Source organism: Castellaniella sp., from assembly GCF_036379515.1.
In the GTDB taxonomy this organism is placed as follows: domain Bacteria; phylum Pseudomonadota; class Gammaproteobacteria; order Burkholderiales; family Burkholderiaceae_B; genus Castellaniella.
Map to the genome: position 1 here is coordinate 49,677 of NZ_DASVGN010000038.1, position 26,554 is coordinate 76,230.

General features: G+C 59.4%; 30 protein-coding genes. 20 read left to right on the forward strand and 10 right to left on the reverse strand.

The features are described 5' to 3' along the window. Positions 1 to 99: 99 nt before the first annotated feature. The 4 genes from VF285_RS13340 to VF285_RS13355 are packed head-to-tail and all read left to right on the forward strand — an operon-like array spanning position 100 to position 3,717. Positions 100 to 1,029, forward strand: coding sequence for an ABC transporter permease subunit (locus VF285_RS13340; protein WP_346953125.1), 930 nt, complete (start codon positions 100 to 102; stop codon positions 1,027 to 1,029). Beyond that, positions 1,029 to 2,252: a high-affinity branched-chain amino acid ABC transporter permease LivM gene (locus tag VF285_RS13345; RefSeq protein ID WP_346953126.1), complete on the forward strand. Its 1,224-nt coding sequence runs from the start codon at positions 1,029 to 1,031 to the stop codon at positions 2,250 to 2,252. Before VF285_RS13340 ends, VF285_RS13345 begins: the two co-directional genes overlap by 1 nt. Further along, on the forward strand, positions 2,249 to 3,013 hold the full coding sequence (livG, locus tag VF285_RS13350) for a high-affinity branched-chain amino acid ABC transporter ATP-binding protein LivG (RefSeq protein WP_346953127.1): 765 nt from the start codon (positions 2,249 to 2,251) through the stop codon (positions 3,011 to 3,013). The genes VF285_RS13345 and livG overlap by 4 nt, the downstream gene beginning before the upstream one ends. 2 nt (positions 3,014 to 3,015) lie before the next feature. Further along, positions 3,016 to 3,717 carry an ABC transporter ATP-binding protein gene (locus VF285_RS13355; RefSeq protein ID WP_346953128.1) on the forward strand — a complete coding sequence of 234 codons (702 nt, stop codon included), beginning with the start codon at positions 3,016 to 3,018 and terminating at the stop codon, positions 3,715 to 3,717. A gap of 115 nt (positions 3,718 to 3,832) precedes the next feature. Here the strand turns inward: VF285_RS13355 and VF285_RS13360 are convergent, their stop codons facing one another. Further along, on the reverse strand, positions 3,833 to 4,444 hold the full coding sequence (locus VF285_RS13360; RefSeq protein WP_346953129.1) for a glutathione S-transferase family protein: 612 nt from the start codon (positions 4,442 to 4,444) through the stop codon (positions 3,833 to 3,835). Between the two features lie 161 nt (positions 4,445 to 4,605). Between VF285_RS13360 and VF285_RS13365 the strand changes: the two genes are divergently transcribed. Genes VF285_RS13365 through VF285_RS13390 form a run of 6 tightly spaced genes read left to right on the forward strand, consistent with a single transcriptional unit; the run spans position 4,606 to position 9,632 of the window. Further along, a complete protein-coding gene (locus tag VF285_RS13365; RefSeq protein WP_346953130.1) occupies positions 4,606 to 5,580 on the forward strand; it encodes a D-2-hydroxyacid dehydrogenase in 975 nt (324 codons plus the stop codon). A 30-nt stretch (positions 5,581 to 5,610) separates the two neighbouring features. Beyond that, the gene (locus tag VF285_RS13370) at positions 5,611 to 6,693 is read left to right on the forward strand and encodes a type I glyceraldehyde-3-phosphate dehydrogenase (protein ID WP_346953131.1); all 1,083 of its coding nucleotides are present in this window, start codon (positions 5,611 to 5,613) and stop codon (positions 6,691 to 6,693) included. Positions 6,694 to 6,696: 3 nt separating this feature from the next. After that, entirely contained in the window at positions 6,697 to 8,100 is a 1,404-nt protein-coding gene (gene fumC, locus VF285_RS13375; protein WP_346953132.1) for a class II fumarate hydratase, read from the forward strand. 4 nt (positions 8,101 to 8,104) lie between these two features. Next, positions 8,105 to 8,482 carry a DUF488 domain-containing protein gene (locus VF285_RS13380; protein WP_346953133.1) on the forward strand — a complete coding sequence of 126 codons (378 nt, stop codon included), beginning with the start codon at positions 8,105 to 8,107 and terminating at the stop codon, positions 8,480 to 8,482. A gap of 17 nt (positions 8,483 to 8,499) precedes the next feature. Next, positions 8,500 to 8,835 carry an NfeD family protein gene (locus VF285_RS13385; protein WP_346953134.1) on the forward strand — a complete coding sequence of 112 codons (336 nt, stop codon included), beginning with the start codon at positions 8,500 to 8,502 and terminating at the stop codon, positions 8,833 to 8,835. 11 nt (positions 8,836 to 8,846) lie between these two features. Beyond that, positions 8,847 to 9,632, forward strand: a complete 786-nt coding sequence (locus tag VF285_RS13390; RefSeq protein ID WP_346953304.1) for a slipin family protein — start codon at positions 8,847 to 8,849, stop codon at positions 9,630 to 9,632. A 9-nt stretch (positions 9,633 to 9,641) separates the two neighbouring features. Here VF285_RS13390 and VF285_RS13395 read toward each other — a convergent pair whose 3' ends face one another. Beyond that, positions 9,642 to 10,142: a redoxin domain-containing protein gene (locus VF285_RS13395; RefSeq protein ID WP_346953135.1), complete on the reverse strand. Its 501-nt coding sequence runs from the start codon at positions 10,140 to 10,142 to the stop codon at positions 9,642 to 9,644. Between the two features lie 217 nt (positions 10,143 to 10,359). Between VF285_RS13395 and VF285_RS13400 the strand changes: the two genes are divergently transcribed. Further along, the gene (locus VF285_RS13400) at positions 10,360 to 10,569 is read left to right on the forward strand and encodes a hypothetical protein (protein ID WP_346953136.1); all 210 of its coding nucleotides are present in this window, start codon (positions 10,360 to 10,362) and stop codon (positions 10,567 to 10,569) included. A 98-nt stretch (positions 10,570 to 10,667) separates the two neighbouring features. On the opposite strand, the gene VF285_RS13405 is transcribed toward VF285_RS13400, so the two are convergent. After that, positions 10,668 to 11,033 (reverse strand): hypothetical protein, encoded by a 366-nt coding sequence (locus VF285_RS13405; RefSeq protein WP_346953137.1) that lies wholly within the window; start codon positions 11,031 to 11,033, stop codon positions 10,668 to 10,670. Positions 11,034 to 11,194: 161 nt separating this feature from the next. Between VF285_RS13405 and VF285_RS13410 the strand changes: the two genes are divergently transcribed. The 3 genes from VF285_RS13410 to VF285_RS13420 all read left to right on the forward strand — a co-directional run bounded on the left by VF285_RS13410 (position 11,195) and on the right by VF285_RS13420 (position 13,971). Then, positions 11,195 to 11,653, forward strand: coding sequence for a carboxymuconolactone decarboxylase family protein (locus tag VF285_RS13410; RefSeq protein ID WP_346953138.1), 459 nt, complete (start codon positions 11,195 to 11,197; stop codon positions 11,651 to 11,653). Between the two features lie 324 nt (positions 11,654 to 11,977). Further along, the gene (locus tag VF285_RS13415) at positions 11,978 to 12,811 is read left to right on the forward strand and encodes a motility protein A (RefSeq protein ID WP_346953139.1); all 834 of its coding nucleotides are present in this window, start codon (positions 11,978 to 11,980) and stop codon (positions 12,809 to 12,811) included. Next, a complete protein-coding gene (locus VF285_RS13420) occupies positions 12,808 to 13,971 on the forward strand; it encodes an OmpA family protein (RefSeq protein WP_346953140.1) in 1,164 nt (387 codons plus the stop codon). Before VF285_RS13415 ends, VF285_RS13420 begins: the two co-directional genes overlap by 4 nt. Positions 13,972 to 14,000: 29 nt before the next feature. On the opposite strand, the gene VF285_RS13425 is transcribed toward VF285_RS13420, so the two are convergent. Next, entirely contained in the window at positions 14,001 to 14,297 is a 297-nt protein-coding gene (locus tag VF285_RS13425) for an acylphosphatase (protein WP_346953141.1), read from the reverse strand. Positions 14,298 to 14,438: 141 nt separating this feature from the next. Here VF285_RS13425 and VF285_RS13430 point away from each other — a divergent pair, with 141 nt between their 5' ends. Further along, positions 14,439 to 15,251 (forward strand): RsiV family protein, encoded by an 813-nt coding sequence (locus VF285_RS13430; protein WP_346953142.1) that lies wholly within the window; start codon positions 14,439 to 14,441, stop codon positions 15,249 to 15,251. 26 nt (positions 15,252 to 15,277) lie between these two features. Here VF285_RS13430 and VF285_RS13435 read toward each other — a convergent pair whose 3' ends face one another. From VF285_RS13435 to VF285_RS13460, 6 genes are read right to left on the reverse strand one after another with little or no spacing between them, the layout of a single operon-like run. After that, a complete protein-coding gene (locus VF285_RS13435) occupies positions 15,278 to 16,138 on the reverse strand; it encodes an ankyrin repeat domain-containing protein (RefSeq protein WP_346953143.1) in 861 nt (286 codons plus the stop codon). A 13-nt stretch (positions 16,139 to 16,151) separates the two neighbouring features. Then, the gene (locus VF285_RS13440; protein ID WP_346953144.1) at positions 16,152 to 16,928 is read right to left on the reverse strand and encodes a TatD family hydrolase; all 777 of its coding nucleotides are present in this window, start codon (positions 16,926 to 16,928) and stop codon (positions 16,152 to 16,154) included. Positions 16,929 to 16,977: 49 nt separating this feature from the next. Beyond that, positions 16,978 to 18,003, reverse strand: a complete 1,026-nt coding sequence (holB, locus tag VF285_RS13445; RefSeq protein WP_346953145.1) for a DNA polymerase III subunit delta' — start codon at positions 18,001 to 18,003, stop codon at positions 16,978 to 16,980. Beyond that, complete coding sequence (gene tmk, locus VF285_RS13450) at positions 18,000 to 18,647, reverse strand: dTMP kinase (protein WP_346953146.1); 648 nt, start codon at positions 18,645 to 18,647, stop codon at positions 18,000 to 18,002. Before tmk ends, holB begins: the two co-directional genes overlap by 4 nt. Further along, positions 18,644 to 19,663 carry an endolytic transglycosylase MltG gene (gene mltG, locus VF285_RS13455; RefSeq protein WP_346953147.1) on the reverse strand — a complete coding sequence of 340 codons (1,020 nt, stop codon included), beginning with the start codon at positions 19,661 to 19,663 and terminating at the stop codon, positions 18,644 to 18,646. The genes tmk and mltG overlap by 4 nt, the downstream gene beginning before the upstream one ends. A 42-nt stretch (positions 19,664 to 19,705) precedes the next feature. After that, positions 19,706 to 20,773, reverse strand: a complete 1,068-nt coding sequence (locus tag VF285_RS13460; protein ID WP_346953148.1) for a YeiH family protein — start codon at positions 20,771 to 20,773, stop codon at positions 19,706 to 19,708. 245 nt (positions 20,774 to 21,018) lie between these two features. Here VF285_RS13460 and VF285_RS13465 point away from each other — a divergent pair, with 245 nt between their 5' ends. From VF285_RS13465 to VF285_RS13485, 5 genes are all read left to right on the forward strand, one after another. Beyond that, complete coding sequence (locus VF285_RS13465; protein ID WP_346953149.1) at positions 21,019 to 21,873, forward strand: DMT family transporter; 855 nt, start codon at positions 21,019 to 21,021, stop codon at positions 21,871 to 21,873. A 320-nt stretch (positions 21,874 to 22,193) separates the two neighbouring features. Next, positions 22,194 to 23,237 (forward strand): taurine ABC transporter substrate-binding protein, encoded by a 1,044-nt coding sequence (gene tauA / locus VF285_RS13470; protein ID WP_346953150.1) that lies wholly within the window; start codon positions 22,194 to 22,196, stop codon positions 23,235 to 23,237. A gap of 101 nt (positions 23,238 to 23,338) precedes the next feature. Further along, positions 23,339 to 24,151: a taurine ABC transporter ATP-binding protein gene (locus tag VF285_RS13475; RefSeq protein WP_346953305.1), complete on the forward strand. Its 813-nt coding sequence runs from the start codon at positions 23,339 to 23,341 to the stop codon at positions 24,149 to 24,151. Positions 24,152 to 24,184: 33 nt separating this feature from the next. After that, complete coding sequence (locus tag VF285_RS13480) at positions 24,185 to 25,015, forward strand: ABC transporter permease subunit (protein WP_346953151.1); 831 nt, start codon at positions 24,185 to 24,187, stop codon at positions 25,013 to 25,015. A 12-nt stretch (positions 25,016 to 25,027) separates the two neighbouring features. Next, positions 25,028 to 26,530, forward strand: coding sequence for a PLP-dependent aminotransferase family protein (locus tag VF285_RS13485; RefSeq protein ID WP_346953152.1), 1,503 nt, complete (start codon positions 25,028 to 25,030; stop codon positions 26,528 to 26,530). Positions 26,531 to 26,554: the final 24 nt, after the last annotated feature.

Below are 26,554 nucleotides of genomic sequence, written 5' to 3' on the forward strand. Positions count from 1 at the left end.
TTCAGCCCTGATACGTCCGAACTGCGCCAGCCTTGGCCGTTGTTTTTGCCAGGTCCGTGCTGCCAACGCCCCAGATTCCCTTACCAAAGTCTTCTCATCATGTCTGATTTGCTTCCTCTGTTGACGCAACAGCTCTTCAATGGCTTGTCGCTCGGTGCGATCTATGCGTTGATCGCCATCGGCTACACCATGGTGTACGGGATCATTGGTCTCATCAATTTTGCCCACGGCGAAATCTATATGATTGGCGCCTACACGGGGCTGGTCACGCTGTCGGCCATCGGCCTGGGCAGTGGTCTGCCGCTCCCCATCATGGTGCTCGCCATGCTGGTGGTCGCGGCCGTGGTCACTGCCGTGTATGGGTATGCGGTGGAAAAGATCGCCTATGCGCCGCTGCGGAGCAGCCCGCGGCTGGTGCCTCTGATTTCGGCCATCGGGATGTCCATCTTCTTGCAAAACTGGGTGGCCACAGGGCAGGGGGCACGCGACATGGCCGTGCCGGCGCTGATTTCGGGCTCGATCAACTTCACGATCGGCAATAGCCCCTTCACGGTCACTGCCCCTTACTCGCGCATCATGATCATCATCGTGACGGTCTTTGCCATGCTGGGGCTGTGGCTGTTTATCAAGTATTCCCGCACGGGACAGGCGTCACGGGCATGCGCGCAAGACATCCATATGGCCAACCTGCTGGGCATCAACACCGACAAGATCATCTCCTTCACCTTCATGATCGGCGCCATGCTGGCCGCCGTGGGGGGGGTCCTGATCGCGTTGGCCATTGGCAAGCTCAATCCATTCATCGGTTTCATTGTGGGGATCAAAGCGTTTACCGCAGCGGTTCTGGGGGGCATTGGCAGCATTCCGGGCGCGATGCTGGGCGGGGTGTTGCTGGGCCTGGCGGAGACCTTCGCAGCGGCCTTCATTTCCTCTCAATACAAGGACATCGTAGCGTTCCTTCTGTTGGTGTTCATCCTGCTATTCCGTCCGACAGGCCTGTTGGGCAAGCCTGAAGTGGAGAAAGTCTGATGGCTGGCACCCTGAAAAGCGCTTCCATTGCAGCCGTCATGGCTGGAATCATCATTGCCCCCGTCTACGGCCTCCAGATTTTGCGTCGAGGCCAAGAGACTTACCTCCAGGCCGATTGGAAGATGATCTTCGGCGGCATGGCGCTGGTCTTTCTGGTGCAGCTGCTGCGACCTCTGCTGCATCGCCGCAAGGTCTCGGCGCCTCGCTTCAAGATCCCGGCCATGACCGACAAGGTTCGGCAGAAGATCATTTTCGTATTGATCCTGTTCGCCATTGCCTGGCCTTTCTTTACGGGCCGTGCACAGGTGGACCTCGCCACCCTGGTGCTGATCTACGTCATGCTGGGGCTGGGTCTGAACATCGTGGTGGGGTATGCAGGTTTGCTCGATTTGGGATTCGTGGGCTTTTACGCCACGGGTGCCTACACCTACGCGCTGCTCTATCACTGGGCGGGCTGGGGGTTCTGGCAGGCACTGCCATTTTCTGGCCTGATGGCCGCGTTCTTCGGCTTCCTGCTCGGATTCCCGGTGTTGCGCCTGCGGGGGGATTACCTGGCCATTGTTACCTTGGGGTTCGGTGAAATCATCCGCCTCATGCTTATCAATCTATATGGGTTTACTGGGGGGCCAGACGGAATTTCCGGTATTCCGAAGCCTTCATTCTTTGGCTATCAGATGGCGCGGCGCTCCACCAACGGACTGCCTACCTTCCATCAGCTCATGGGCTGGAATTTCAACAGCGACGACGTGGTGGTTTACCTTTACCTGATGGCCTTCGTCCTGGTGTTACTCACGCTGTTCTTCACTAGTCGATTGATCCGCATGCCCATTGGGCGTGCCTGGGAGGCACTGCGTGAAGATGAAATTGCCTGCCGTTCGCTGGGCTTGAATCCCACAGCCATCAAACTCTCAGCCTTTACCATGGGGGCGATGTTTGCCGGCTTTGGTGGTGCTTTTTTTGCAGCACGGCAAGGTTTGGTGAACCCTGAATCCTTTACTTTCATCGAGTCTGCACTGATTCTGTCCATTGTGGTTCTAGGGGGCATGGGCTCTCAGGTGGGGGTGATCCTGGCGGCGACCTTGCTTACGGTGGTGCCAGAGCTGGCACGTGAATTCGCGCAATACCGGATGCTGATTTTTGGTTTGGTGATGGTGGTCATGATGGTCTGGCGGCCACAAGGATTGCTTCCCATGAAACGCCCGCAGGTGGAACTGGAATCATGAGTGATGCATTGCTGACGGTCAGCGGGCTGACCATGCGTTTTGGCGGCCTGCTGGCGGTCGATCAGGTTGAATTCGAGGTAGGTCACAACGAGGTCTTTGCGATCATTGGGCCCAATGGCGCGGGCAAGACGACCGTCTTCAATTGCGTAGGCGGGTTCTACAAACCGTCCACCGGTGCCATCCGCATGGATGGGGTAGATATCACCGGCCAACCCAGCCACAAGGTCGCGCGTCACGGGCTGGTCCGAACCTTCCAGAACGTGCGCCTCTTCAAAAATCTGACGGTGCTGGAGAACCTGCTGGTCGCCCAGCACACCCAGATGGAGACAGGCTTGCTCAAAGGCGTGCTTGGATTGCCGTCTTTCAGGCGATCCGAGTCCGCAGCCAAGAAGCGGGCCGCGCAATGGCTGGATTTCATGGGTATTCGCCAGTATGCCAATCGCGAAGCGGGCAATCTGGCCTACGGCCATCAGCGCCGGCTCGAAATCGCGCGCTGCATGATCACCCAGCCACGCCTTCTCATGCTGGACGAACCAGCCGCGGGGTTGAACCCACAAGAGAAGCAGGATCTCCAGGTGCTGATCGATCAACTGCGCCGAGAGTTCAACGTAGCCGTTCTGTTGATTGAACATGACATGAGCTTGATCATGGGAGTGTCCGATCGCATTCTCGTCATGGAGCACGGCAAGCCCATCACGACTGGGTTGCCAGAAGAGGTACGCACGGATGCGCGCGTCATCAAGGCCTATTTGGGAGAGTGACCGTGCTCAAGCTTGAGAACATCAGTACGTTTTATGGCGCCATTCAGGCTTTGAATGGCGTATCCGTCGACGTGAACGAGGGAGAGATCGTCACCTTGATTGGGGCCAACGGCGCGGGCAAGACGACTTTGCTCATGTCCACTTGCGGCAACCCGCGTGCGCGGGAGGGCAAGATTTCGTTCCTCGGCGAGGACATCACCCAATCCAAGACGCACGAAATCATGCAGCGCGGGATCGCGATCTCGCCAGAAGGCAGGCGCGTGTTTTCCGATCTGACAGTCACGGAAAACCTCAATATGGGGGCGTTTTTTCTGGACCGCGAGCAGACCGAAGAGAGCATGGCTCACATTTTTGACCTGTTTCCCAGGTTGAAAGAACGGGCCACACAACGAGCCGGCACGATGTCAGGAGGAGAACAGCAGATGCTCGCCATCGGGCGTGCCCTCATGACTCGTCCCAAGCTGCTGCTGCTCGATGAGCCTACGCTGGGCCTTGCACCGCTCATCATTGCGCAGATTTTCGACATCATCCGCACGATTCGAGACGAAGGCGTGACCGTGTTTCTGGTCGAGCAGAACGCAAACAAGGCGCTGCAGGTCGCCGATCGCGGCTATGTACTGGAAACCGGCCGAGTGGTGTTGCATGATACCGGCGCCAACTTGCTGAAGAATGACGCTGTTCGTAAGGCTTATCTGGGAGCTTGATTCCCCACCCTGGAATCCGCCTGCAGGCGTCAAATTAGTTTCCCCACCCTGGAATCCGCCTGCAGGCGGATTCCGTTGATCTGTACCGAAAACGGCCCGCAGGGGCCGTTTTCTGTCAGATCAACCCCTGGGCTTTCAGGGCGGCTTGGACGCCTTTGTCCTGACTCATCTTCTTTTGGAAGCGGCGCAGATCATCCATCCCGCTGAGGTCCAGCTTCTTCGCGTCTGCCCATGAAAGCAGCACAAACAGGTACGAGTCGGCGACTGAACGATGGCCGGTGAGCCAATCGCGGCCCTTGAGGCGATCATTCACGATCTTGAAAAAGCTCTGTAACTTGACGAGCCCGTTCTTGGCAAGAACTTGAGCGATCGCATCGTCTCCTCCGGCAAAATAACTGGCACCGAAAACCAGGCCAAAGGTGCGGTGGATGTCCGAATTGCACATCGACAGCCAGCGCCGGGTTTCGGCTCGAGCCTTGACGCTGTCCCCCATCAGCTTGGCTTCAGGGTGCAGTTCTGCCAGATATTCCAGAATGGCGGCGCTTTGCGTCAGGACGAAGTCGCCATCCACCAGAGTAGGCACCGCCCCCGCGGGATTGAGCTTCAGATAAGCGGGCTCTTTGGTCTGCTCGCGTGTCAGGCGCTCAGCTTCGTAGGGCTTGCCAATCCATTCCAGCACGATATGCGTGGCTAGCGGGCAAGCGCCTGGGAAATAATAGAGTTTCATGATGTTCCTAGATGAGATCCAACAAATCCTGTTCGTTTATACCACCGCAGCGCCCCACGGGCCGCTTGCGGCACCCATTCCACTGCAGACCTGTGCGAGCAGCGAGCACTCACTGCATGCGGTAGACTGGCGACAGACATCAAGAGTGGAGAAGTTTGACCATGGAGAAGCGCCGCGTCGTCTTCCTGGATCGCGAGGCCCTGCCTGACTGGCTGGATTTCGAGGCATTGTCGGTCCCGCACGAGTTCGTGTTTTATCCGCACACGGCGCGCGACGAGGTGGCAGCCCGGATTCAGGACGCGGACGTCGTCATCGTCAACAAGGTCAAAATGGATGCCCAAGCACTGCAACAGGCGCAGCATCTCGACCTGATTGCGCTGGCGGCCACCGGAACCGACAACGTCGATCTGGACGCGTGCCAACGCCTGGGAATCACGGTATCGAACGCCCGCGACTATGCAAGTCACACGGTTCCAGAACACGTGTTTGCCCTGATGCTTGCCCTCCGCCGCAACCTGCTGGCATATCGCGAATCCGTCAAAGCCGGGCGTTGGCAAGACAGCGGGCAATTCTGCTATTTTGATTTTCCGGTGCAAGACCTTGCCGGTACCACGCTGGGTATCGTGGGGCGGGGCGCCTTGGGCGAGGCCGTCGCTCATCTTGGGCGAGCCTTCGGCATGAAGGTTCAATTCGCGGCACGCCGGGACGCCAATGCTGCTGCCGAAGACTACACTGACTTTGGCCACTTTCTGCGCAGCAGCGATGTCATCAGCCTGCACTGCCCACTCAACGCTCAGACTCGTGGCATGATCGGTGCGGCCGAATTCGCGCTCATGGAGCGCAAGCCCTTGCTGATCAATACGGCACGCGGTGGCCTGGTCGACGAAATGGCGCTCGAACACGCATTGCAATCGGGACAGATCAGTGCTGCCGGATTTGACGTCGCTTCACAAGAACCGCCTGACGCAGGGAATCCCCTGATGCGCCTGCTCAAATACCCAAATTTCATCTTGACCCCGCACGTTGCCTGGTCCAGCCACGACGCCGTCTCGGCGATGGCTCGACAGGTCATTCACAACATCGAGGCCTTTTATCGCGGGCAGCCGCGCAACGTGGTCGCTGGCCCGTTGGGCTGATACCTGCCGATTTTTTCTGGACTGCTGCTCATGTCATCTCCTTTGCGTGTCGCCATCAATGGCTACGGCCGGATCGGTCGCTGCGTGTTGCGTGCCTTGATGGAGTCGCATGATCGTGACTCCATCAAGGTTGTTGCCATCAACGAGCCCGCCGATCTGGAGTCCATGGCTTATCTGACCCAGTACGATTCGACTCATGGTGTGTTTCCGGGCCGGGTCCAGGCGTTCGACCATGGTCTGCGAGTCAATGGTGAAGATATTCCTGTCTTTCATGCTGCCGACCCAGCACGGGGGCCATGGAAATCGCTCGATTTTGACCTGCTGCTCGAATGCTCAGGCGCATTTGGCACACGGGCCAAACTGCAGCCCTTCATCGATGCAGGCTGCCCCCGCATCCTGGTATCCAATCCCGGTCACGGAGCGGCCGAAGTGGATTACACCGTCGTGCACGGCATCAATGACGGCGGTCTGAACGCTGACCAGCGTATTGTGTCAGCGGCATCCTGCACCACCAATGCTGTCGTCCCGGTACTGGACCTGCTGGATCGAGGCCTGGGGGTGCGAAGCGCATTCCTCACCACGCTGCATTCGGTGATGAACGACCAGCCAATGATCGATGGATACCATCACACTGACCTGCGCCGTACCCGCTCAGCCATGCAATCGATCGTGCCGGTGGCAACCGGGCTGGCGCAGGGTGTGGAACGCATGTTGCCGCATCTGGCAGGGCGTATCCAGGCCAAAGCTGTGCGGGTACCTATCCTGAACGTCTCCGCGATCGAGGTGTCGGCCAACCTTGCCCGCCCGACAGACCCCCAGGCCTTGAAGACCTTGTTCATCGAGGCGGCCCGAATACAGCCAAACCTTCTGGCGTGCACCGATCAACCGCACGCATCAATTGATTTCAACCACGACGCACACTCTGCAGTGATCGATCTGGGCCAGATCCGGGTGAATAATGGCGACTTCGCCAATCTCCTGGTCTGGTTCGACAACGAATGGGGCTTTGCCAACCGCATGCTGGACGTCGCACAGGCGTGGGCAGGTCAATTCAGCGATAATCCAGACCCGGTTACCGCAGAGATTGCGCAAATTTCATCTTCAGGAGCATGATTCATGGCCGACAGCCGCACCGAAACCGATTCCATGGGCGCCATCGAAGTGCCCGTCTCCCACTACTGGGGTGCGCAGACGCAGCGTTCGATCCAGAATTTCCCCATTGGGGTTGATCGTTTTCGCTGGACCGCGCCTATCATCCGCGCATTGGGCGTTCTGAAGAAGGCGGCAGCACAGGCCAATTCCGAGCTTGGCGAACTCCCTGCCGAGATTGCACAGCTCGTGGTGCGGGCTGCCGACGAAGTGATCGAAGGCAAGCACAATAGCGAGTTCCCTCTGGTCGTATTCCAGACCGGTTCAGGCACTCAGTCCAACATGAACGCCAACGAGGTGATCTCGAACCGGGCCATCGAACTGGCCGGTGGCGTCATGGGCTCCAAGAAACCGGTGCACCCGAATGACCACGTCAACCGTGGCCAATCCTCCAACGATACCTTCCCGACGGCCATGCACATTGCTGTAGCGACCGAGCTTTCGGACCGTTTCTTTCCGGCAGTCGGTCGCCTGCGCGAAACGCTGGACGCCAAAGCCAAGGCCTACCAAGGGATCGTCAAGACCGGGCGCACCCACCTGCAAGACGCCACGCCGATCACGGTGGGCCAGGAAATCAGCGGCTGGGTGGCGCAACTGGACTTTGCGCTGGATTCGGTGCAGGCTGCCTTGCCCGGGATCTACAACCTCGCCATCGGCGGGACAGCGGTCGGCACCGGCCTGAACGCGCACCCACGATTCGGTGAGCTCGCTTCTGCGCGCATTGCCGACATCACCGGTCTACCGTTTCGCAGCGCTGAAAACAAATTCTTTGCGCTGTCGGCGCATGACGCACTTGTAAACCTGTCGGGAGCTCTCCGCACGTTGGCCGCTGCACTGATGAAAATCGCCAACGACGTTCGCTGGCTGGCAAGCGGCCCCCGCTGCGGGATTGGCGAGCTCGTCATCCCTGAAAACGAGCCAGGGTCTTCGATCATGCCAGGCAAGGTCAACCCTACACAATGCGAAGCCATGACCATGGTGTGCGTACAGGTCTACGGCAACGATGCTGCTGTTGCGTTCGCAGGCTCGCAAGGCAATTTCCAGCTCAATGTATTCAAGCCCGTCATGGTGCACAACGTAATCGAAAGCATTGAACTGCTCTCTGACGCCTGCCTGTCGTTCGATGAACACTGTGCCAGCGGAATCGAGCCCAACCTTCCTCGCATCGAAGAGAATCTGACAAAGAACCTGATGCTGGTGACGGCGCTCAACCGCCACATTGGTTACGACAAAGCCGCCGCCATCGCGAAGAAAGCGCATCACGAGCACACGACATTGCGCGAAGCCGCGCTGATACTGGGATTCCTCACAGATGCGCAGTACGATGAATGGATCGTCCCTCTGGACATGACGCATCCCAGCAAAGGCTAAAAAAATGACTGTGTCTGTGCACATCAAGCGCGCGTATGAGGCATCCGCCGATAGCGACGGCTTTCGTGTGCTCGTAGATCGACTCTGGCCGCGAGGCCTGTCGAAGGCAAGCTTCAAGTTCGACAAATGGTGCAAGGACTTGGCCCCCAGCTCCGCGCTGAGGACCTGGTTCGGGCACCAGCCCGAGCGCTGGGACGGCTTTCGACGTGACTACTCGGCCGAACTCGAGAGCGAACAGGCACAGGCTCTCATGGCCGAAGTTCTGGCCGAATCCCAGGGCAGGGCGATCACACTGGTCTACGGCGCCAAGGACACAGAGCATAATCAGGCCGTAGTCTTGGCCGACGAACTCGTCGCATACGCGGCACGTCACCGACGCTAAGCGTTCAAAGGCCCACCATGTTGCTGGTTTATTTCAGCTCGCAATCGACTTGGGCCCTGGTCATGCTGGGCCTGATCATCCTGCTTGGGGTCATCTTGGCCATCCAGGCCCATCGCGGCCGGGCCCGCGGCGGCAACGAAGAACTTCCAGGTATGACAGGCGAAGTCACGCAGCCGTCAGATGAACGGGGTCATGCGTGGGCCATGGTGCGCGGCGAAGCGTGGCAGGTTCACGCGACCACGCCGCTGGTGGTCGGGCAAACGGTTCAAGTGCGGGCAGTGCATGGACTGACGCTCGAGGTGGACGCTCAGCCAAGCGTATCAACGCATGAAACACAAGGAGAATCCTCATGATGTTTCTGGACCTGGGATCAGGGGTGAGCTTCATCGTCCTGATATTCCTCCTCATTTTGCTGTTCAGGTTGTTTCACGTGCTGCGCGAATATGAGCGTGCGGTCGTTTTCACGCTCGGGCGCTTCGCTGGCGCGAAGGGGCCTGGGCTCATCATCGTGATTCCCTTTCTGCAGCAGATTCTGCGGGTGGACATGCGGGTCATCACGCTCGATATCCCGCCGCAAGACGTGATATCGCGCGACAACGTCTCGGTGCAGGTCAATGCCGTGGTGTATTTCCGCGTTGTTGACCCTGGCAAGGCGATCATCCAGGTCGAACATTACCTCGAAGCCACCAGCCAACTTGCGCAGACCACTTTGCGGGCAGTATTGGGCAAGCATGAACTCGACGAAATGCTGACTGAACGCGAGAAGCTGAACCAGGACGTGCAGACCATTCTGGATGCGCAGACCGATGGCTGGGGCATCAAGGTCACCAACGTTGAAATCAAGGACATAGGCCTGAACGAGACCATGATCCGAGCCATGGCTCAGCAGGCTGAAGCCGAGCGTGAACGTCGCGCCAAGGTCATCCATGCCGAAGGTGAGCGTCAGGCTGCACAGGCGCTGGCAGACGCCGCGCATACGCTGTCACTCGAGCCATCATCCATGCAATTGCGCTACCTTGAGACCCTGAGTCAGGTGGCGGGCGACAAATCTTCCACGCTGGTCTTTCCCCTCCCCATCGACCTCCTGAGCGCATTCATGGCAAAGCCACCTGCCGCTTCGCAAGCGTCCGAAGATCCTTTGAAGAAGTAGCTGCTGACTTCAGGTACCACTGGTTGTAAAGCTGGCGTCAGCCTCGGCCACAAGTTGACCAATCACCGCGCCGGCCCGCAAATCGTCAAGTTGCCCGAAGTGCTGCAAACGCACGTGTCCCTGGGCGTCCAGAATGATGAGTGTCGGGGTCCCTTCGAGATGCCAGGCCTGCATGGTCAAGGGAAGTGGGTTGCCTCGCGGGTCAGGGCGGTCGATTCCCACCGGGAACCGGATCCTGTATTCATACAAAAACGCCTTGAGCGCCGTCTCATTCATGGATTCGTGGTGCTCAAACACGGTATGCAGGCCGATCACCTGCACGCGACTTGGTGGAAACGCCTGCTGAATGGCCTTTGCTTGCGGGATTCCGTGCGACACACAACCCGGGCATAGCATCTGAAACGCGTGCACGACCACCACGCGACCTCGTAGATCCTGCAGCGTCAGTGGATTGTCAGTGTTGAGCCAGGCCCGGACATCCCAATCAGGCAGCTCATGACCATTGATCATGGTGAAAAACTCCCTTATCCGTTGATTCCATGATAGGCCGCAGGCCCGAGCTGGAACAAGCGCAAGCGTAGAAGTTGCAGGCAAGCGCGTCATACCGAGAAAGAGACCGCGATCATCACCTGTTGTACTTAAGAAGCAATATCTCTTGCAGCGCAACTAGGGTTTACCCTATAATTACAAGCAGAGCGAAACGCTCTTTTCACGCAAGAGGAATGCCATGAAAAAATTTGAATATCTTTCAGCCGACACCCGCCTGACCGATGAGCTTGAGCGCCGGCTCATGGAGGAAGAACTCTGGGATCAGGAAGGATACGATCTGGCAGGCGCTCTGCGCAAAGCCACGTGTTACGCGATGGCTAAAATCGCAAGTCTGCTGAGCGCTCCGCGCAAGAGCAAGGGCCTGCCCGGCGAATATCTATTCTCATAAGGCTCCATTCGTTCGCTACGAACGCAGTACAAAGCCCCATCCGATCGATGGGGCTTTGCGTTTCATCGGCACACAGTGCCTCCGGCGCGCAGTGCGCCTCAACGCCAGGTGCCCTTGGCAAAATGCTCAGCGACCTCGCGGTGATCATCGCCCGAAGGAGGAGGGCAGGCAACCGCCAACGCAATCGTGCGCTGATCGGCACGCAGTCCCCGAGCTTGTCCCGCAGCGGCGTGCAGCAGAGCGCCAGGACCTGCGTGCTCAAGATCCTGGTCTCCTGACACCAGAGTCGCTTGCCCCTCGAGGATTGTGATCACCACATCGCTGCCCGGGTGGTGGACCGGGATGGCCTGCCCAGCTTCCAGGCCGATCACCATGACGGCACATTTTTCATTCTTCATTAACGGGGTGGCTTCGAAGTGCTCTTTTCCGAAACGAACCTTTTCCTTGACTGACTGAATCAACATCGTCCGACTCCATCGATATCGCGGGACATCCGCATGCCGTCCATTGTCGCCAGGCAGGGGACCGGAATGGCACGGTAGTCAGGTCGAGAATCGGGTCTTGAGCCGCCGCAGGCGACCTATACTGAAGCATCATCCAATGAAGTTGAACAAGGAGTTGAACAATGTCGATTTCGCAGCGGCTGGATATCCATGCGGTAGACCCGGAAGCCTACAAGCCCATGATGGCCCTGGAAAAATACGTGCATTCCGGGTCTTTGGGCGAGGCCTTGATCGGATTGGTGAAATTTCGCGCCTCACAAATCAACGGCTGCGCCTACTGCCTGGACATGCATGGCGATGAGTGCCGCAAGGCAGGGGTGGATCAGCGCAAACTGGATGTGCTGAGCGGCTGGCACGAAGCCCCCGCCTTGTACTCAGAGCGTGAGCAGGCGGCATTGGCACTGACTGAAGAAGTCACCCGCATCAGCGAACACGGGGTCTCGGATGCCACCTGGCTGCGTGCCCACAAAGCCTTCAGCGAGAAGGAACTGGTCCAGCTGCTGATGGGAATCTCCGCCATCAACGTATGGAATCGCCTGGCGATCACAGTTCATCTGGATCTGCCGGCCGCCAAAAAGTAGATTCTCCAAGGCTCACGCGGCGCGTTGTCGTGGCTGATCACGCTTCGGCATGTTCACCGTTTGGGCCTTCTTCACCTGAGCCCTCGATAGATGCTGACAGGGGCGGGGTTCACGACTCGCTGGCTCGTTCTTGTCATTCGCACCTTGGGCTCAATCTTAAACTTTACATAATATGCATTATGCGTATTTTATTGCCCCATATTTCATTGGCCCAAGTACCAGCGCCAAATGTGGCAGATGGCTAAATACCCCTCTGTTCCCCCGATCGAAACTTTCGGAGCGCCCGTAAGATAGGTTCTTCCCGCCCGACTTCGTCTTCGTTCCATGGCCGTCCGCATCAACCCATCCACGCTCATTGGAATCCTCGCAAGCATCGTGCTGCTTGCCGTCGTGCTTTTCCTTTCGGCGACCAGCCCACGACTGTTCATCGATCTCCCTGGGCTGGGCATCGTTCTGCTGGGCACGGCGGCCGCGACATTCATCGCCTATCCTTTGCGCGAAGTCATGCGCATCTTTGGCCTCCTGCGCACTGTGCTGCATAGTGAATATCTGCCCATCGATCAGGATCTGGAAGATCTGAGCACCGTGGCCCGTGTCTGGATGCAAAGCGACGTCCGCGCCGTAGAAAAGTCACTCGAAAAAGTCTCGAACCCGTTTTTGCGCACTGGCGTGCAACTCGTGATCGACAACGTGCCTGAGCAGGACATCATGGATCTGCTGCAGTGGCGGATCGCACGGGTCAAGGCCAAGGAACACGCCGAAGCGCAGCTGTTCCGCGTCATGGCTGGATTCGCACCCGCCTTTGGCATGGTAGGAACGCTGGTCGGCCTGGTCAATCTTCTGTACCTGCTCGGGAGTGGAGACATGACCGCCATCGGCCGCGAGATGGCGCTGGCCCTGATGACCACTTTTTACGGGGTGCTGCTGGCGAACCTGGTTTTCAAGCCGGTGGCCGTCAAACTCGAGCGCCGTACGGAACAACGCCTGATCCTCATGAATACCCTGGCACAGGGCATTTCCATGATGAGTCAGAAACGTAGCCCCGCCCTGATGCGCGAAACGTTGAAAGCCTTCATGGCCGAGGTGCAAGACGACATTCACGAGCGCCGACAGCCTGCGTTGGCCACTTCGCGCACTACCGAGCACGTCGGCTTATGAGGCGCTACCCCGGCGAGTTGCAGCCGGCACAAGCCATCGCCCAACGCATGCAGTCGCTGCAGGCGGAACTGCAGCAGGCGCGGCGTCATTTGCAACGCGAACGGCGCAACCAGGAGCCTGGGGTACGCTGGGGCCTCGGCTCGGTGGACTCGCAACCACAGGGCGAAGAGTGGCTGATCACCTATCTGGATATGGTCACTTTACTGATGGTGGCCATGATCATGATGCTGGCCCTGTCGGGTTCTCTCCACAAGCCTGCCGAAGCCGCCTCCTCAGCAAAGACCCCGCACGGTCCAACCCTTTCCAGCGACCTGCGCACGGCCCCGCCAAGCCTTGTGACTCCAGGCCCGGAAACCGAGGCGCACCATACCGCTGCCCCCGCAGACCCCCCGGCGCAAGAATCGGATCCTGCCGTGCCGACACTCGCGCCTCTTGCCGGCACGTTCCCTGACCCAACGCTGCCCTTGCAGCCCAATGAACCCGAAGTGCTCACGCCGACTCCCTCAGAAGAGGCTTTGCCCTCCTCGGAAAAGGCTCTGCCACCCGCAGAAGAGGCTTTGCCCCTCCCCGCCCCCGCACCAGCAACAACACCAGAAGCGACGGCTCCGCCTCCTTCGGCACTACCGCCTGCGGCTGAGCCTGCCGCGGTAGAGCTCTCCGAGCCGACGAAATCCTCATCCCCTGTTCCGGCACCTGCTGCCTCCGATGCCCAGACCGAAGGCGAGACGGTTGCGGCTTCTCTTGCACTCGGAGAACTGGGCAAGGACGTCGAAGTCGTCGTCAACAAACGCTCGGTCAGTTTTCGCATCAACAGCGAGATCCTGTTTGGCACGGGGCAGACAGATTTGAGTGACGAAGGGTTGGCCGTATTGAAACGGACGGCGCAGGTCCTGGTCAATGCAGGCTATGACATTACGGTAGAGGGACACACGGATTCCGTGCCGTTGCGCAGCGGCGCCGCCTATCCGTCGAACTGGGAGCTCTCCAGCGCGCGTGCGAGTCGCGTCGTCCGGTACCTGCAAGCCAATGGCATCGCGAAATCGCATCTCAAGGCCGTGGGGTTCGCAGATTCGGACCCTATTGCAGATAACGGTACCCCCGAAGGCCGGGCGCGCAACCGGCGCGTCGAACTGGTCGTGGCCAAGCATCGCGACGAATGAATCAAGGGGTCAGCCTGACCACAGGTCTCTCAGATCTGTTCGAAGCGCTCGTAGCGGCGGTCCGTCGTGACTTCTTCGTGTGTGACATCACTGACGCGCGCCAGCGGTGGGCCTCGCAGCAACCAGGACAGCATGCGGTCGATGGCGTTGCGATCGCCTTGAAGCAGTGCCTCGACCCGGCCGTCAGGCAAATTGCGCACCCAGCCACCGAGCTTGAGAACATGGGCCTGGCGTACCGTCGCCGCCCGGAACCCGACGCCATGAACTTTGCCGCTGATGAAGACGGACAAGGTTTCAACCTCGTGGCGTTCACCCAGTGATTTCACTTCAGTAATCCTCGTATGCGCGCGGTGCAGCCACGGTGATTGTGGTAGATTTTCACCATGGTGACCGCGTCTGAAAACGCTACATTATCCCCGATTCGGGGGGTGCAGCTGCGGTCATCCGATTTTGTTCCCTGGACCACCATGACTCTCGCTTCGCCTCTTTTCCCTGCGTGCCGAACACTTCTGGCGGTGACGGCTGCGGCCACATTATTGGCCGCTTGCGCCAGCGGCCCCACGGCCGACCTGAGCCTGGTACCCAATGCGGTCAATTCGCAGACGCAAAAAGTCGGGCTGTTTACTCAACCAGTTCGATGGACTCAAAAACAACCGGGCTGCGAGGGTGAATGCCCCACCATGGTAGTGGATTCTCTGGCATTCCCCGGCCATCCCAAACTCACGACTCTGGTGGACCATGCGCTGGCCCTGATGACATGGCTCGATGACTCACGCTCGCCACCCTACGATACGATAGCCGGGCTGCGCACCTACTTCTGGAAAACGGCAAGTGCCAGAGACAGAATCCAGCTCGATGCCCGCACTCGGTACCGCAACGCGCACCTCACGGTGGTGGAGCTGCAAGCCGGCACGTATCGCACCGGGATGGCTCATGGTATTTCAGGGTCAGAGTTCATCATCTGGCGAAATGACATCCAGAAAGCGGTCACCCTGAACGATCTGCTGATGCCAGGCGCCCGGCCCGCCTTCGACGCTGCCCTTCGTGCAGCTCATGATCAGTGGCTGAGTTCCAGTCCCGCCGCCCGCGAAGATCCCGAAAACTTCAGCCGCATGTGGCCTTTCGTCACCAGTGACAACGTCGGGCTCACTGACACCGGTGTCGTTGTGAAATACCAGCCTTATCAGATTGCGCCCTATTCTTCTGGCCAGCCTGAATTACTCATTGCCTACCCGCGCCTGCAAGGAATCCTCAAGCCGGAATACCTGCCGCAACCTTGAACCAATCGGGTCAAACAGGCCTGCGCTCAGCGCGTGGGCTCGCTGGATTGCTCGAGGTCAAAATAACGGGAAAACGAGCTCTTGTCGTCCGTGCCCTTTGAAGGCGGCGCGACGGGGGTCCCCTGAGAACCCGCAGCAGTCGATGCCGGCGCTCCGGCGTCCGGCAATTTCGCAGGCGCGTTCGAATCTACCCCCAGTTGCCGCTCGGCTTGCCGTTGAGCGGCCGCATCGTCGAGGCTTTGTGCCAGGTTGGTGTATTTGCGCTTGCGTGCGAAGTCTGCAGCGGTTTCGTGGGCCAAATTGAACATCGTCGGGTCGGCACCGTGCGCAAGGAGCAGGTCGACCATCGCCTGGTTGCCCGAAAGCGCCGCCATCATGAGGGGCGTCGTCCCGTCGGGGCCTGGAGCGTTGACGATTGCCTGGTGGGCCAGCAGCATCTTGGCCACCTCCACCCGTCCTTTGGATGCCGCATAGTGCAGCGGCGTCCATCCCAGGCGATTGACCTGAGCGCCGGCGGCAATGAGTGCTTCGGCCCGCTGGGTCTGCCCTTCGATGCTCAAATACATGAGCGCAGTCTCGTTATGAGCATTGGGCTCGTCGATCTTCACGCCAGGTGTCACTCGCAGAACGTCGAACACCTTCCAGGATTGATCGCGGGCGGCCTGGATCAGCGCGGGGTTCCCCATCTTGTTGAAAGCATTGGGGTCGACGTTGCGAAGCAGCAAGCCTGTGGTGGTCGAGACGTCATCCTGGCTGATAGCGGTCCACCAGTCCGGCCCCGGGGCCTGTTGAGCCCAAGCCAGGTTGCCCAGTCCCAACGAAAGCCCGAGTGATGCTGCGACCAGCCAACGGCCGCAGCCCCTTGAAATTGAAACACGCGTAGTCATGAGAGATGCTCCGTCAAGCTGCTGCCTTGTCGAACAGCGTGAAGTAGTTGTCGGCCGTTGCGCGTTCGATGGTCGCCACGGGAACTCCTCGCAACTCGGCAATCTTTTCGGCAGTATGGATCACTCGCGAAGGATCATTCATCTTGCCCCGATACGGAACAGGCGACAGATAGGGAGAATCAGTCTCGATCAGCATCCGATCCAACGGAACCTTGCGAGCGACGTCTTGCAGTGATGCAGCACTCTTGAAGGTCACGATGCCGGAAAACGAAATGTAGAACCCCAGATTCATCGCCGCTTGCGCTACTTCCCAGGATTCGGTGAAGCAGTGCATGACCCCGCGCGTGGCATGCCCTTCGCCGAGGATGCGGATCGTATCATCAGCGGCGGCACGCGTATGGACGATGAGCGGCAGGCCCGTGTCGCACGAGGCCTGGATATGAAGCCTGAACCGATCGCGCTGCCACTCCAGCGGCTCAGCCTGACGGGAATAGTCGAGCCCGGTTTCACCGATGGCCACGACCTTGGGGTGCTGCGCACGTCTGAGCAGGTCGTCCAACGAAGGCTCACGACCGTCATCGTCATCTGGATCGTTGTCGGGATGCACCCCAACCGACGCCCTCAGGTGAGGGTATTGTTCCACGAGACTGATCAAACCGGGCCAATCGCGCAGGTTGACGGCGACGACCAAAGCATGCCCTACCCCCGCGGCCCGCATACGAGCGAGTACGTCTGGCAGCTGAGCAGCCAGATCTGGCAAGTTCAAATGGCAATGCGAATCGACATACATGACGAAGTCACTCAAATAGAGGCATGAAAGCGGGTTGCAAGCACACGTTTCAGACTTTGCGCACGGCAGAAAGAAGCACCTGCGCCGCGTAATCCGCCAAAAATTTAGGATTCAGCGGATGCTGTGCCAGCCGACGCTGCTCTAGCAGCCAGCTCGCGCCATCGGCCAGCGCACGAGAATCCAGAGACTGCGCCAGAACCTCGATGGCATCAGCCTTTCCGGGATAATACCGTAGCGGAAGCCCGCGGGCGGCCAGAGCAAGGTCGAACCACAGGCGCTGCGCGGCATCGAGCCAGACGGCAGGCTCTTGGACCAGCAATGCGTCGGCCAACGCCCCTGTCGCCCCGCTACCCTGCGAGGCCTGATTCAGAAAGGTCTCCAGCCAGGCAGGGACGGGGGTGGTGCCCGTTGCGGACATCTGTTGAGCAAGGACTGGAGCTCCCCCGGCCGCGGCCAGCCACCCACCAGCCTCTGCGACACCTTGACCTTTGAGCCAGTTCTGCGCCCGATCCAGCGCTGGAATCGGAAGCGGCAGGCGCCTGCAACGTGAAACCAGCGTGGCCAGCAACCGATCGGGGGCGTTGGCGACCAACAGGAACACCGTATGGGCCGGAGGCTCTTCGAGTATCTTTAAAAGCGCATTGGCGGAGATCGTGTTCAGCGCCTCGGCCGGGTAAATCACTGCAACTCGCCAGCCCCCGCGGTGTGACGCCATATTGAACCATGGCAACAGCTCCCGGATCTGTTCAACGCGAATCTCGCGAGAGGCCTGTTTCTTGCCATTACCTTCCTGTTCAGCATCACCCTCCTGAATGGCTTGAGCCTCGGGCCGGATCCGCCGCAAATCGGGGTGATTACCGTTGGCTACCCAGCGACAGGCCTCGCACTCGCCGCACGCCAGCCCCGAACGGGGAGACTCGCATAGGAGACTGGCAGCACCTGCCAAGGCGAACGCCAGCTGGCCGATACCCGGCGTACCATGAATGAGCCACGCATGCGCAAAACGCGTACGGTTGTCCAGCCACTGCCGTGCGGGCGCGAGCTGCCAAGGCAAAAACTGCCAGACGTGGTTCATGGCGCCACCGGTGCGATACCATGGCTACGCATCACCTCGTGCAGGAAGCAGGCCAGATCAGACCGCACCTCTGCAATGGCTTGCCGCGCATCGACAACATGAAACCGGGTGGGGTCTTCAGCCACGCGTGCCAGATAGGCTGCCCGGGTCCGTTCAAAGAAGGCGGCACCCTCGCGCTCGAATCGGTCTGCGTGTTCTCGACCCCGCTCGAGCCGCGCGCGGGCAACTTCGAGGGGGATGTCGAACAGGATGGTGTGATCAGGCTTGACCCCCTGCAATGCCCAGTTTTCGAGCACTTCGATCGCAGGCGCTCCGAGGCCGCGGCCTCCCCCTTGGTACGCGTACGACGCATCTGTGTAGCGATCGCAAAGCACCCATTGCCCTCGGGCCAGCGCTGGTTGTATGTGCTGATACCAGTGCTCGCTGCGTGCGGCGAACATCAGCAGAGTCTCGGCCCGCAGATCCATGGCGTCACGCAGGAGAATTTCACGCAGGCGTTCTCCCAGCGCAGTGCCTCCTGGCTCTCGCGAACATATCAGGTCCACGCCTGCTGCTCGCAGCGTGTGCGCGATCCATTCGATATGCGTACTTTTTCCAGCACCGTCCAGCCCTTCCAGGGTCATGAAGCAGCCACGTGTGGTCATGGGTTGGCGCTCCGGTTCAGGATGTACTTATTGACGGCCTTGTTGTGCTCGGCGAGCGTGACGGAAAACTCGCTGGTGCCGTCGCCTCGCGATACAAAATACAAATAAGGGTCATGGTCAGGATGGAGCGCCGCCAGCAACGCCGCCTTGCCAGGATTGGCGATTGGGGTGGGTGGCAGCCCCGGCCGGGTGTAGGTGTTCCAGGGGGTATCGCGTTCAAGGTCCTTCTTGCGCAGGCGACCCTGGTAGGCAGCCCCCAAGCCGTAGATGACGGACGGGTCCGTTTGCAGTGGCATCCCTATCTGCAAGCGGTTGATAAATACCCCAGCGATTTTCGCTCGGTCCGCGCCGCTCCCGGTTTCCTTCTCAATGATGGACGCAAGAATCAGGGCCTGGTAGGGGTCTGTAAACGGCAGGCTGGGGTCACGTTGCGCCCAGAGCCTGTCGAGGGTCTGGTGAGCTGCCAGTGCAGCGCGACGCAAGATATCCAGATCCGAAGTGCCAGGCCCGAAGACGTAAGTGTCCGGATAGAACAGGCCTTCAAGGTGACTCGTACTCAACCCGAGGCGTTGGGCGATCTCTGCCTCAGTCATGCCCAGGGTATCGTGGCGCACCTCCGGATCGGCGTCCAGTGCCGCGCGCATTTGCGCGACGGTCCAGCCTTCTGGGAAGGTGAGCCGGGTCTGCGTCATGTCGCCGTTGGCCATGCGCTCGAGCACCGTCCAGGGTGTGTCTCCCTGGCGCACCTCGTAGGCCCCGGCCTTCAAAAGTTTGTCACGCCCGCTCAACCGCGCCAACCAGGTGAACCCACGGGTTGAAATGTGGACCCCTGCTGCATTCATCGTCTGAGCGATCTGGCGCGGTGTGCTTCCCGGATCGATCAGATAATCCACCACCGGAGCCTGCATACGCAGGGGCTGCTTCCAGCCCCACCACGCCGCCGCGGCGATGGCGACAGCCACCGCCGCGAGGCCGATGATCAGCAGCCACAAGAATCCACGCAGCGTTTTTTTCATGCCCGCCAGTTTAACTGGAACCGGGTATGTCAGTCTGTTGCGTTAGAGACTGCCCATGGCAAGCTGCACGGCCAGACTGCTCAATGAAACCGCCGCCCAGACACCCAGCCCGAGCAGGATTGGCCGAGCCCCCGCCAACGCCATGCGCCGCAAGTCTGAGGATAGGCCGATCGCCGTCAGTGCCATCACGATCAGGAATTGTGAGCCAATATGCAGCGGCCCGATGAGCGCACTGGGGATCAGGTCGAGACTGCGGATGCCTGAGGCCACCAGAAACCAGAGAATGAACCACGGGAAGATCTTGGCGAGGGATACCTTGGTCTCCGAATGCTGGTTGTGCCAGGCTACCCATAGCGCAATGATGATGCACACAGGGATGATCAGCGTGGCGCGGGTGAGCTTGACGATGGTCGCGATGTCACCTGCTGCGACGCTGTAGCTATAGCCAGCAGCCACCACCGACGACGTGTCGTTGATTGCAGTGCCTGCCCACAGACCAAAGCCGTGATCACTCATTCCCATCCAGTGCCCCAGAGGGGGAAACAGCAGGACCGCGATGACGTTGAACAGAAAGATGGTCGAGATGGACAGCGCTGTTTCGTGGTCGTCCGGTTTGATGATGGGGGCCACGGCGGCAATGGCCGATCCACCACAGATGGCGGTGCCCACGCCGATCAGCGTGCACAGGTGCCCTCCCAGCTTCATCCAGCGGCCCAGCAGCCACGCAGAAACGAATGCGGTGGTCAGCGTGATGGCCGTAACGGCGAGCGAAGAGGCACCGGTGTGCAGCACCTGGCCAAAGCTCAACCCGAAACCAAGACCGATGATGGACCATTTCAGCACCTGGCGGCTGCTGAACACCACACCAGGCCCAAAGACGGGGGACAGGCCCAACACGTTACGCCAGACCATCCCCAGCAAAATACCGAAGACGGGCCCACCGATGAGAGGAAAACGGTCGCCAAGCCACCAGGCCACCAAGCCCAGCCCCGCCGCCAGAAGGACACCATACCAGCGCGAGGGTGTGCGTGAAGAGCTTTTGGAGGCCTTCGAGCGTTGCGAGCCGACGGCGGAAGGAAGTGGATGCGGGATGGCAGAGATAGGAGGCATGAGGCACCTTTGGCGCGAGTAAGAACCGTGCGCTCATTCTAAGAAAAAGTAATAAATAAAAAAATTCAACTCTTTTTAGATCATATATAAATAATATTTATAGATATGTCGGGAACAGGATGGCTCTGTGTTGGCGAGTCCTTCTTCCACCGGGATGAGCCCGACGAGATTCCGGGTGGGGGCTCAGCGGGTTGCGGTATCCTGTAGCGCCCTGCCACCCACAAAAGCCCACCCCACAATTCACCATGGCATCGATCGGCCTGAATTTCATCTATGGTTCCGTGCTGGTGGCCGCGTTGTTTCATGCCCTCTGGAACGCGCTCATCAAAGGCAGCCCCGACAAGCTTTTGAGTGCAATAGGGATCACCGGCTTTGCCACCCTGCTGGCCGTGCTGAGCCTTCCATGGATGACCCAGCCTGCTTTGGCGAGCTGGCCGTGCCTGGCGACGTCATTGGTATTGCAAGTGACCTACATGCGCCTGGTCGCCAAGATCTATCGCGAATCCGACATGAGCGTCAGCTACCCTGTCATGCGGGGAACGGCTCCCTTGCTGGTGGCGCTGGCATCGGCCGCTTTCTTTCAGGATGCACTGAGCCCCGCAGCCATGGCAGGAGTCGGCACGATCTGTGCGGGGATTCTATGCCTGGGATGGCCGTCTGACCGCGGATCGAGCAGGCCTTCCAATCTGAAGCTCGCGCTCCTGAATGCGCTGGTGATAGCCAGCTATACGCTGGTCGATGGCACAGGGGCCAGGCTCTCGGAAGCGCCGGCGAGCTATACGATGTGGGTCTTTCTGCTACAGGGCACGGTCATGGTTGCCATGGCGATGCCGAAACATCGACAAGCCCTGTTCCTGCACGTCCGTACCTACTGGAAGGCGGCAGTACTGGGCGGCTTCGGGACAGTGATTTCGTACGGTGTGGCGCTCTGGGCAATGACGCTCGCCCCGATTGCCATCATCGCCGCCCTGCGAGAGACTTCAATCCTGTTTGGCGTCCTCATTTCGGGAATCTTCCTGCACGAGCGGCTGACCGCCGCCCGAATGGTCGGCGCTTGCATTCTGGTACTGGGTGCGATTGTGCTGCGGCTGGCACCCTGAGGCATTCTTGGCGCCAGTCCAGCCACACGGCCGCTGGGCGGCCTGCCTCCTCCCCGTTGGTCTGGGTCCAGACTTCGCAAGATATCAGCATTTACCCCTAAGGCGCTTTACTTCCAATGCGGGTAATTTTGATCAAATGCCAGCATTCATGCGCCTCTCGGGTCTGCCTGGCCCACTGAGCTGGCCCTTCTGGCCCTAAAACTTCAACATAACTGGACCTAGTTTAAGGGCATGACTATAGGCACCATGGACGAACAAATGATGCTCTGGGGCCAACTTCATGGCCCACCTCAGGCGCATCACCTACCGAGGAGACTGCCGTGAAACCATCGTTTCGCTTCATCCGTAAGCTGACCGTGCTGGGCCTTGCTGTCGGGGCTGTAAGCCTGGGCAGCAGCGCATTTTCTGCCACCAAGGTGGTCGTTGGCTATCAACAGATCGTGGGCCCTTTCGTCAGCGCCATCGCCGATGGCACCTTTGACAAGGCCCTTAAGAAAGAAGGCTATGAAGTCGATTGGCGCCAGTTCAGTTCAGCCGGCGACATCTCAAGTGCGTTTGCCTCCCGCGACGTCCCGGTAGGAGTCCTGGGATCGACGGGCATCACGGCGGCAACAACCCGTGGGGTCAACATGGAGCTGTTCTGGATCCTGGACAACATTGGCAAATCCGAGGCGCTGATCGCACGCAATGGTTCGGGCATCAAGACGCCGCAGGACCTGGTCGGCAAGAAGGTCGGTGTCCCCTTCGTGTCCACCTCGCACTTTCACCTGCTGCTGGCTCTGAGCGATATCTGGCACATCAAGCCAAGCAGCGTACAGATCCTGAACATGCAGCCGCCCCAGATCGTAGCCGCCTGGACACGAGGTGACATCGATGCCGCTTATGTGTGGCCGCCTGCCCTGACGGAAATCATGAAAACCGGCACGGAGATCACCAACTCCGAAATCGTTGGCAAACAGACCGTCCCGACCTTTGACGGCCTGGTGGTCGACAAGGACTGGGCCGCCAAGAATCCGAAGTTCATGGCAGCCTTCACGGATGTCCTGGCCAAGTCGTACCAGGGCTTTGATGCTCGCAAGGCTTCACTCACCCCCGATTCTCCCGAGATCAAGGGGATCGTCAAGATGATCGGCGGCTCACCTGCGGACATTGTGAGCGCATTGAACCTGCTGCTCTATCCGGATGCCAACGAACAGAAGTCTGACCGCTGGCTTGGCGGGGGTGAGAACAGCGGTGCAGTCAAGGCGTTTACGGCCAGCGCCAAGTTCCTGAAGTCGCAACGCCAGATCAACGCCCCCTTGAAGAGCTACACCCCGTTCGTGACGGCATCCTATGCAGATGCAGCTGCGAAGACCGTGAAGTAAAGCAATGCAGCGGGCCACGTCGGCCCGCCTCTATTTTCGCGGAGCGTTGTTCCAAGGCAGCTCCGCGACTCGCCGCACACAAGGAGTTCATCATGGCTTCCATGGCCAATCTCAGCGTCCGCAACGTCAGCGTCACCTACCCATCGCAGATGATGGGGGGTGCCGTCACGGCCCTGAAAGACGTCAATCTTGAAATCTCGCCCGGAGATTTCGTCGTTGCACTGGGAGCCTCGGGCTGTGGGAAGACCACGTTGCTGAGTGTGATTGCCGGGTTCCTGACCCCCACCGAAGGCGAAGTACTGCTGGGCGGAAAGCCCGTCAACGGCCCGGGCGCAGATCGAGGGGTCGTGTTTCAGAAGCACGCGCTATTACCCTGGCTCAATGTGATCGACAACACGGAATTCGGTCTCAAGCTTCAAGGCGTTCCCAAAAGCAAGCGGCACCCGATTGCCGCCAGGAACCTCGAGCTGGTGGGCCTGCAGGATTTCCACAAGCACATGATCTACCAACTTTCCGGCGGGATGCAGCAGCGCGTGGGGATTGCGCGCGCACTGACCTGCGACCCTGCCATGCTGCTCATGGACGAGCCGATGGCCGCTCTGGATGCGCTGTCGCGTGAAACGATCCAGGAGCTTTTGCTCGACGTCTGGCAAAAGACGCACAAGATGCTCTTCTTCATCACGCACAGCGTCGAAGAAGCCTTGTTTCTGGGCACAAAACTGATCGTGATGTCACCGCGTCCTGGACGTGTCACCAACACCTATGACCTCGATTTCAATCAGCGCTATCTCAGCGGCACGAACGCGCGCGCCATCAAATCCAGCCCTGATTTCATCAAGATGCGGGAAACCGTTCTGGACATCATCTACGGCGACGAACGGGCAGCGGGCTCGCCAGAGCACAACATCGCCTGAATCTCTTTTCAATCGTTGAACCGGAGCCAAATCATGGCGATCTCGCACAAACGAAAGACACGCGCCGCTCAGCCGGGGCAAGTCTACGGCGCCCCTGGCGCCGGCTACAGCGGCCACATCAGCGCAATGACAGCCATCGCACTCATCGCACTGTGGTTCCTCGTGACGGGCATGGGTTGGATCAAGCCCATTTTTCTGCCCTCTCCTTTTGCCGTCTATGACAAATTCATAGAGGCGGCCACGGTGGGCGTTGCCAACTCCACGCTGGCCCAGCACACCCTGGTCAGCTTGGGGCGCGTCATGGGCGCGTTCGTGCTGGCACTCGTCACGGCAGTGCCCATCGGCATCCTGATGGGGGTGAACCGGGTCGTTCGAGGCCTCTTTGACCCCATCATCGAATTCTACCGACCACTGCCCCCGTTGGCCTACCTGCCTCTGGTGATCATCTGGTTTGGCATCGGCGAGTTCCCGAAGGTCTTCCTGATCTTTCTGGCGATTTTCGCACCCATGGCTATTGCAGCACGAGCGGGCGTGAAATCGGTTTCGATCGAGCAGATCCATGCCGCCTATGCCATGGGGGCCAGCAGCACCCAGATCATCTTCCATGTGATTCTGAAAGCGGCCATGCCCGAGATCTTCACCGGGATGCGCATCGGTATCGGCGTGGGCTGGACGACCTTGGTGGCAGCTGAAATGGTGGCTGCAGCACGCGGTTTGGGCTTCATGGTCCTCAATGCCGCCCAATATCTCGCCAGCGATACCGTCATCATGGGCATTATCGTGATTGGGTTCTTCGCCTTCTGCTTTGACCTTCTGTTGCGCTATCTCGAGCGCGTTATGATCCCCTGGAAAGGCAAAATCTAAGGGTCCCCGTTCATGCCAGAAAGCGGCTCTACAAGCTCGGTTCAATGGTCGGCCCTGTTCGAACGGGTGGATGACTACAACCTCAGCCTGCAGGGCCGCATTCGCAAGATGCTGGTGTCCGCCATCCTGAGCGGGCATTTGCCGCCCGGCTCACCCATCCCATCGAGCCGCGAACTCGCCAGGGCCTTGGGAGTGGCGCGCAATACGGCAGTCTTCGCCTATCAGCAGCTCGTGGTCGAGGGGTATCTGGAATCACGCGAGCGTAGTGGCCATTACGTGGCCGAGGGCTTGAACACCCAGCATGCACCCGCTTTTCAAGAAGCGCCTTCTGCACCCGCACACGGCGCCACGGATTGGTCCAAGCGCCTGGTGTTTCATCCGTCTTCTCAGCGCAACATCATCAAGCCGGCCAATTGGCAGAGCCAGCCCTATCCGTTCATTTACGCACAATTCGATGCCAAGCAGTTTCCGACCGTCGAATGGCGCGAATGCTGCATGCGCGCGCTCTCGGTGCTGGACATCCGCATGTGGGCTCCTGACCTGATCGCCAACGACGATCAGGCGCTGGTCGAGGCCATCCGCAATCAGATCCTGCCTCGGCGCGGGATTTGGGCTGAAGAAGACGAAATCATGGTGACCATGGGGGCACAGCACGCGCTGTACCTGGTGGCCAACCTGCTGGTGCACGGCCACACCGTGGTGGGCATGGAAGACCCGGGCTACCCGGATGCCCGCAATACGTTTGCGCAGCGCACAGACCGTCTGGTGCCACTACCTGTCGACGACGACGGCTTGCTGCCGTCCCCCTTGCTGCAGCAGTGCGATTATATTTTCGTCACCCCAAGCCATCAGTGCCCCACGAATGCAACGCTTTCGATGGAGCGGCGGGTCGCCCTTCTGGAACTTGCGAGCCGCACGGATGCAATTCTGATCGAAGACGACTACGAAACCGAAAATCGCTATGACGGACATCCTTCGCCGGCATTAAAGAGCCTGGACAGACATGGCAGGGTCATTTACATCGGCAGCCTTTCGAAGAGCTTTGCCCCTGGCCTCAGGCTGGGATACATCGTGGCACCTCGCGAAATCATGGTGGAACTGCGCGCTTTGCGGCGCCTCATGATCCGGCATCCCCCCGCCTACTTGCAGCGCGCCTTTGCGCTCTTCATCTCATTGGGCCACTACCACGCGCTGCTGCGCCGTCTGTCACAGGTCTATGCCGAGCGTGCACAGGTGCTGCAAGATGCGGTGCACACCTATTTGCCGGAATTCCATGGCCGCGTCATCCACGGTGGCTCGTCCTGGTGGATCCAGGGCCCCGAAGACATCGATACCGACAGACTGGCACGGGCCGCACTGCAATCCGGCGTCGTGATAGAGCCTGGTCGCGTCTTCTACCATGACCCACAGTCGCGCGACCGGCAGCACATCCGGCTGGGCTTTTCATCGATTGAAAGCATCCACATCCCGGACGGCATTCAAGAACTCGCCCACGTGGTGCAGCATTTCGAATAGCCTGCTGTCAATCGCACGGGGTGC

Excerpts from the sequence above, each read along its gene's own strand:
- VF285_RS13340 (WP_346953125.1), top strand. The coding sequence starts at position 100 with ATGTCTGATTTGCTTCCTCTGTTGACGCAACAGCTCTTCAATGGCTTG.
- VF285_RS13345 (WP_346953126.1), top strand. The coding sequence starts at position 1,029 with ATGGCTGGCACCCTGAAAAGCGCTTCCATTGCAGCCGTCATGGCTGGA.
- livG (WP_346953127.1), top strand. The coding sequence starts at position 2,249 with ATGAGTGATGCATTGCTGACGGTCAGCGGGCTGACCATGCGTTTTGGC.
- VF285_RS13360 (WP_346953129.1), bottom strand. The coding sequence starts at position 4,444 with ATGAAACTCTATTATTTCCCAGGCGCTTGCCCGCTAGCCACGCATATC.
- VF285_RS13365 (WP_346953130.1), top strand. The coding sequence starts at position 4,606 with ATGGAGAAGCGCCGCGTCGTCTTCCTGGATCGCGAGGCCCTGCCTGAC.
- VF285_RS13370 (WP_346953131.1), top strand. The coding sequence starts at position 5,611 with ATGTCATCTCCTTTGCGTGTCGCCATCAATGGCTACGGCCGGATCGGT.
- fumC (WP_346953132.1), top strand. The coding sequence starts at position 6,697 with ATGGCCGACAGCCGCACCGAAACCGATTCCATGGGCGCCATCGAAGTG.
- VF285_RS13380 (WP_346953133.1), top strand. The coding sequence starts at position 8,105 with ATGACTGTGTCTGTGCACATCAAGCGCGCGTATGAGGCATCCGCCGAT.
- VF285_RS13385 (WP_346953134.1), top strand. The coding sequence starts at position 8,500 with ATGTTGCTGGTTTATTTCAGCTCGCAATCGACTTGGGCCCTGGTCATG.
- VF285_RS13395 (WP_346953135.1), bottom strand. The coding sequence starts at position 10,142 with ATGATCAATGGTCATGAGCTGCCTGATTGGGATGTCCGGGCCTGGCTC.
- VF285_RS13400 (WP_346953136.1), top strand. The coding sequence starts at position 10,360 with ATGAAAAAATTTGAATATCTTTCAGCCGACACCCGCCTGACCGATGAG.
- VF285_RS13405 (WP_346953137.1), bottom strand. The coding sequence starts at position 11,033 with ATGTTGATTCAGTCAGTCAAGGAAAAGGTTCGTTTCGGAAAAGAGCAC.
- VF285_RS13410 (WP_346953138.1), top strand. The coding sequence starts at position 11,195 with ATGTCGATTTCGCAGCGGCTGGATATCCATGCGGTAGACCCGGAAGCC.
- VF285_RS13415 (WP_346953139.1), top strand. The coding sequence starts at position 11,978 with ATGGCCGTCCGCATCAACCCATCCACGCTCATTGGAATCCTCGCAAGC.
- VF285_RS13420 (WP_346953140.1), top strand. The coding sequence starts at position 12,808 with ATGAGGCGCTACCCCGGCGAGTTGCAGCCGGCACAAGCCATCGCCCAA.
- VF285_RS13430 (WP_346953142.1), top strand. The coding sequence starts at position 14,439 with ATGACTCTCGCTTCGCCTCTTTTCCCTGCGTGCCGAACACTTCTGGCG.
- VF285_RS13435 (WP_346953143.1), bottom strand. The coding sequence starts at position 16,138 with ATGACTACGCGTGTTTCAATTTCAAGGGGCTGCGGCCGTTGGCTGGTC.
- VF285_RS13440 (WP_346953144.1), bottom strand. The coding sequence starts at position 16,928 with ATGTATGTCGATTCGCATTGCCATTTGAACTTGCCAGATCTGGCTGCT.
- holB (WP_346953145.1), bottom strand. The coding sequence starts at position 18,003 with ATGAACCACGTCTGGCAGTTTTTGCCTTGGCAGCTCGCGCCCGCACGG.
- tmk (WP_346953146.1), bottom strand. The coding sequence starts at position 18,647 with ATGACCACACGTGGCTGCTTCATGACCCTGGAAGGGCTGGACGGTGCT.
- mltG (WP_346953147.1), bottom strand. The coding sequence starts at position 19,663 with ATGAAAAAAACGCTGCGTGGATTCTTGTGGCTGCTGATCATCGGCCTC.
- VF285_RS13460 (WP_346953148.1), bottom strand. The coding sequence starts at position 20,773 with ATGCCTCCTATCTCTGCCATCCCGCATCCACTTCCTTCCGCCGTCGGC.
- VF285_RS13465 (WP_346953149.1), top strand. The coding sequence starts at position 21,019 with ATGGCATCGATCGGCCTGAATTTCATCTATGGTTCCGTGCTGGTGGCC.
- VF285_RS13475 (WP_346953305.1), top strand. The coding sequence starts at position 23,339 with ATGGCCAATCTCAGCGTCCGCAACGTCAGCGTCACCTACCCATCGCAG.
- VF285_RS13480 (WP_346953151.1), top strand. The coding sequence starts at position 24,185 with ATGGCGATCTCGCACAAACGAAAGACACGCGCCGCTCAGCCGGGGCAA.
- VF285_RS13485 (WP_346953152.1), top strand. The coding sequence starts at position 25,028 with ATGCCAGAAAGCGGCTCTACAAGCTCGGTTCAATGGTCGGCCCTGTTC.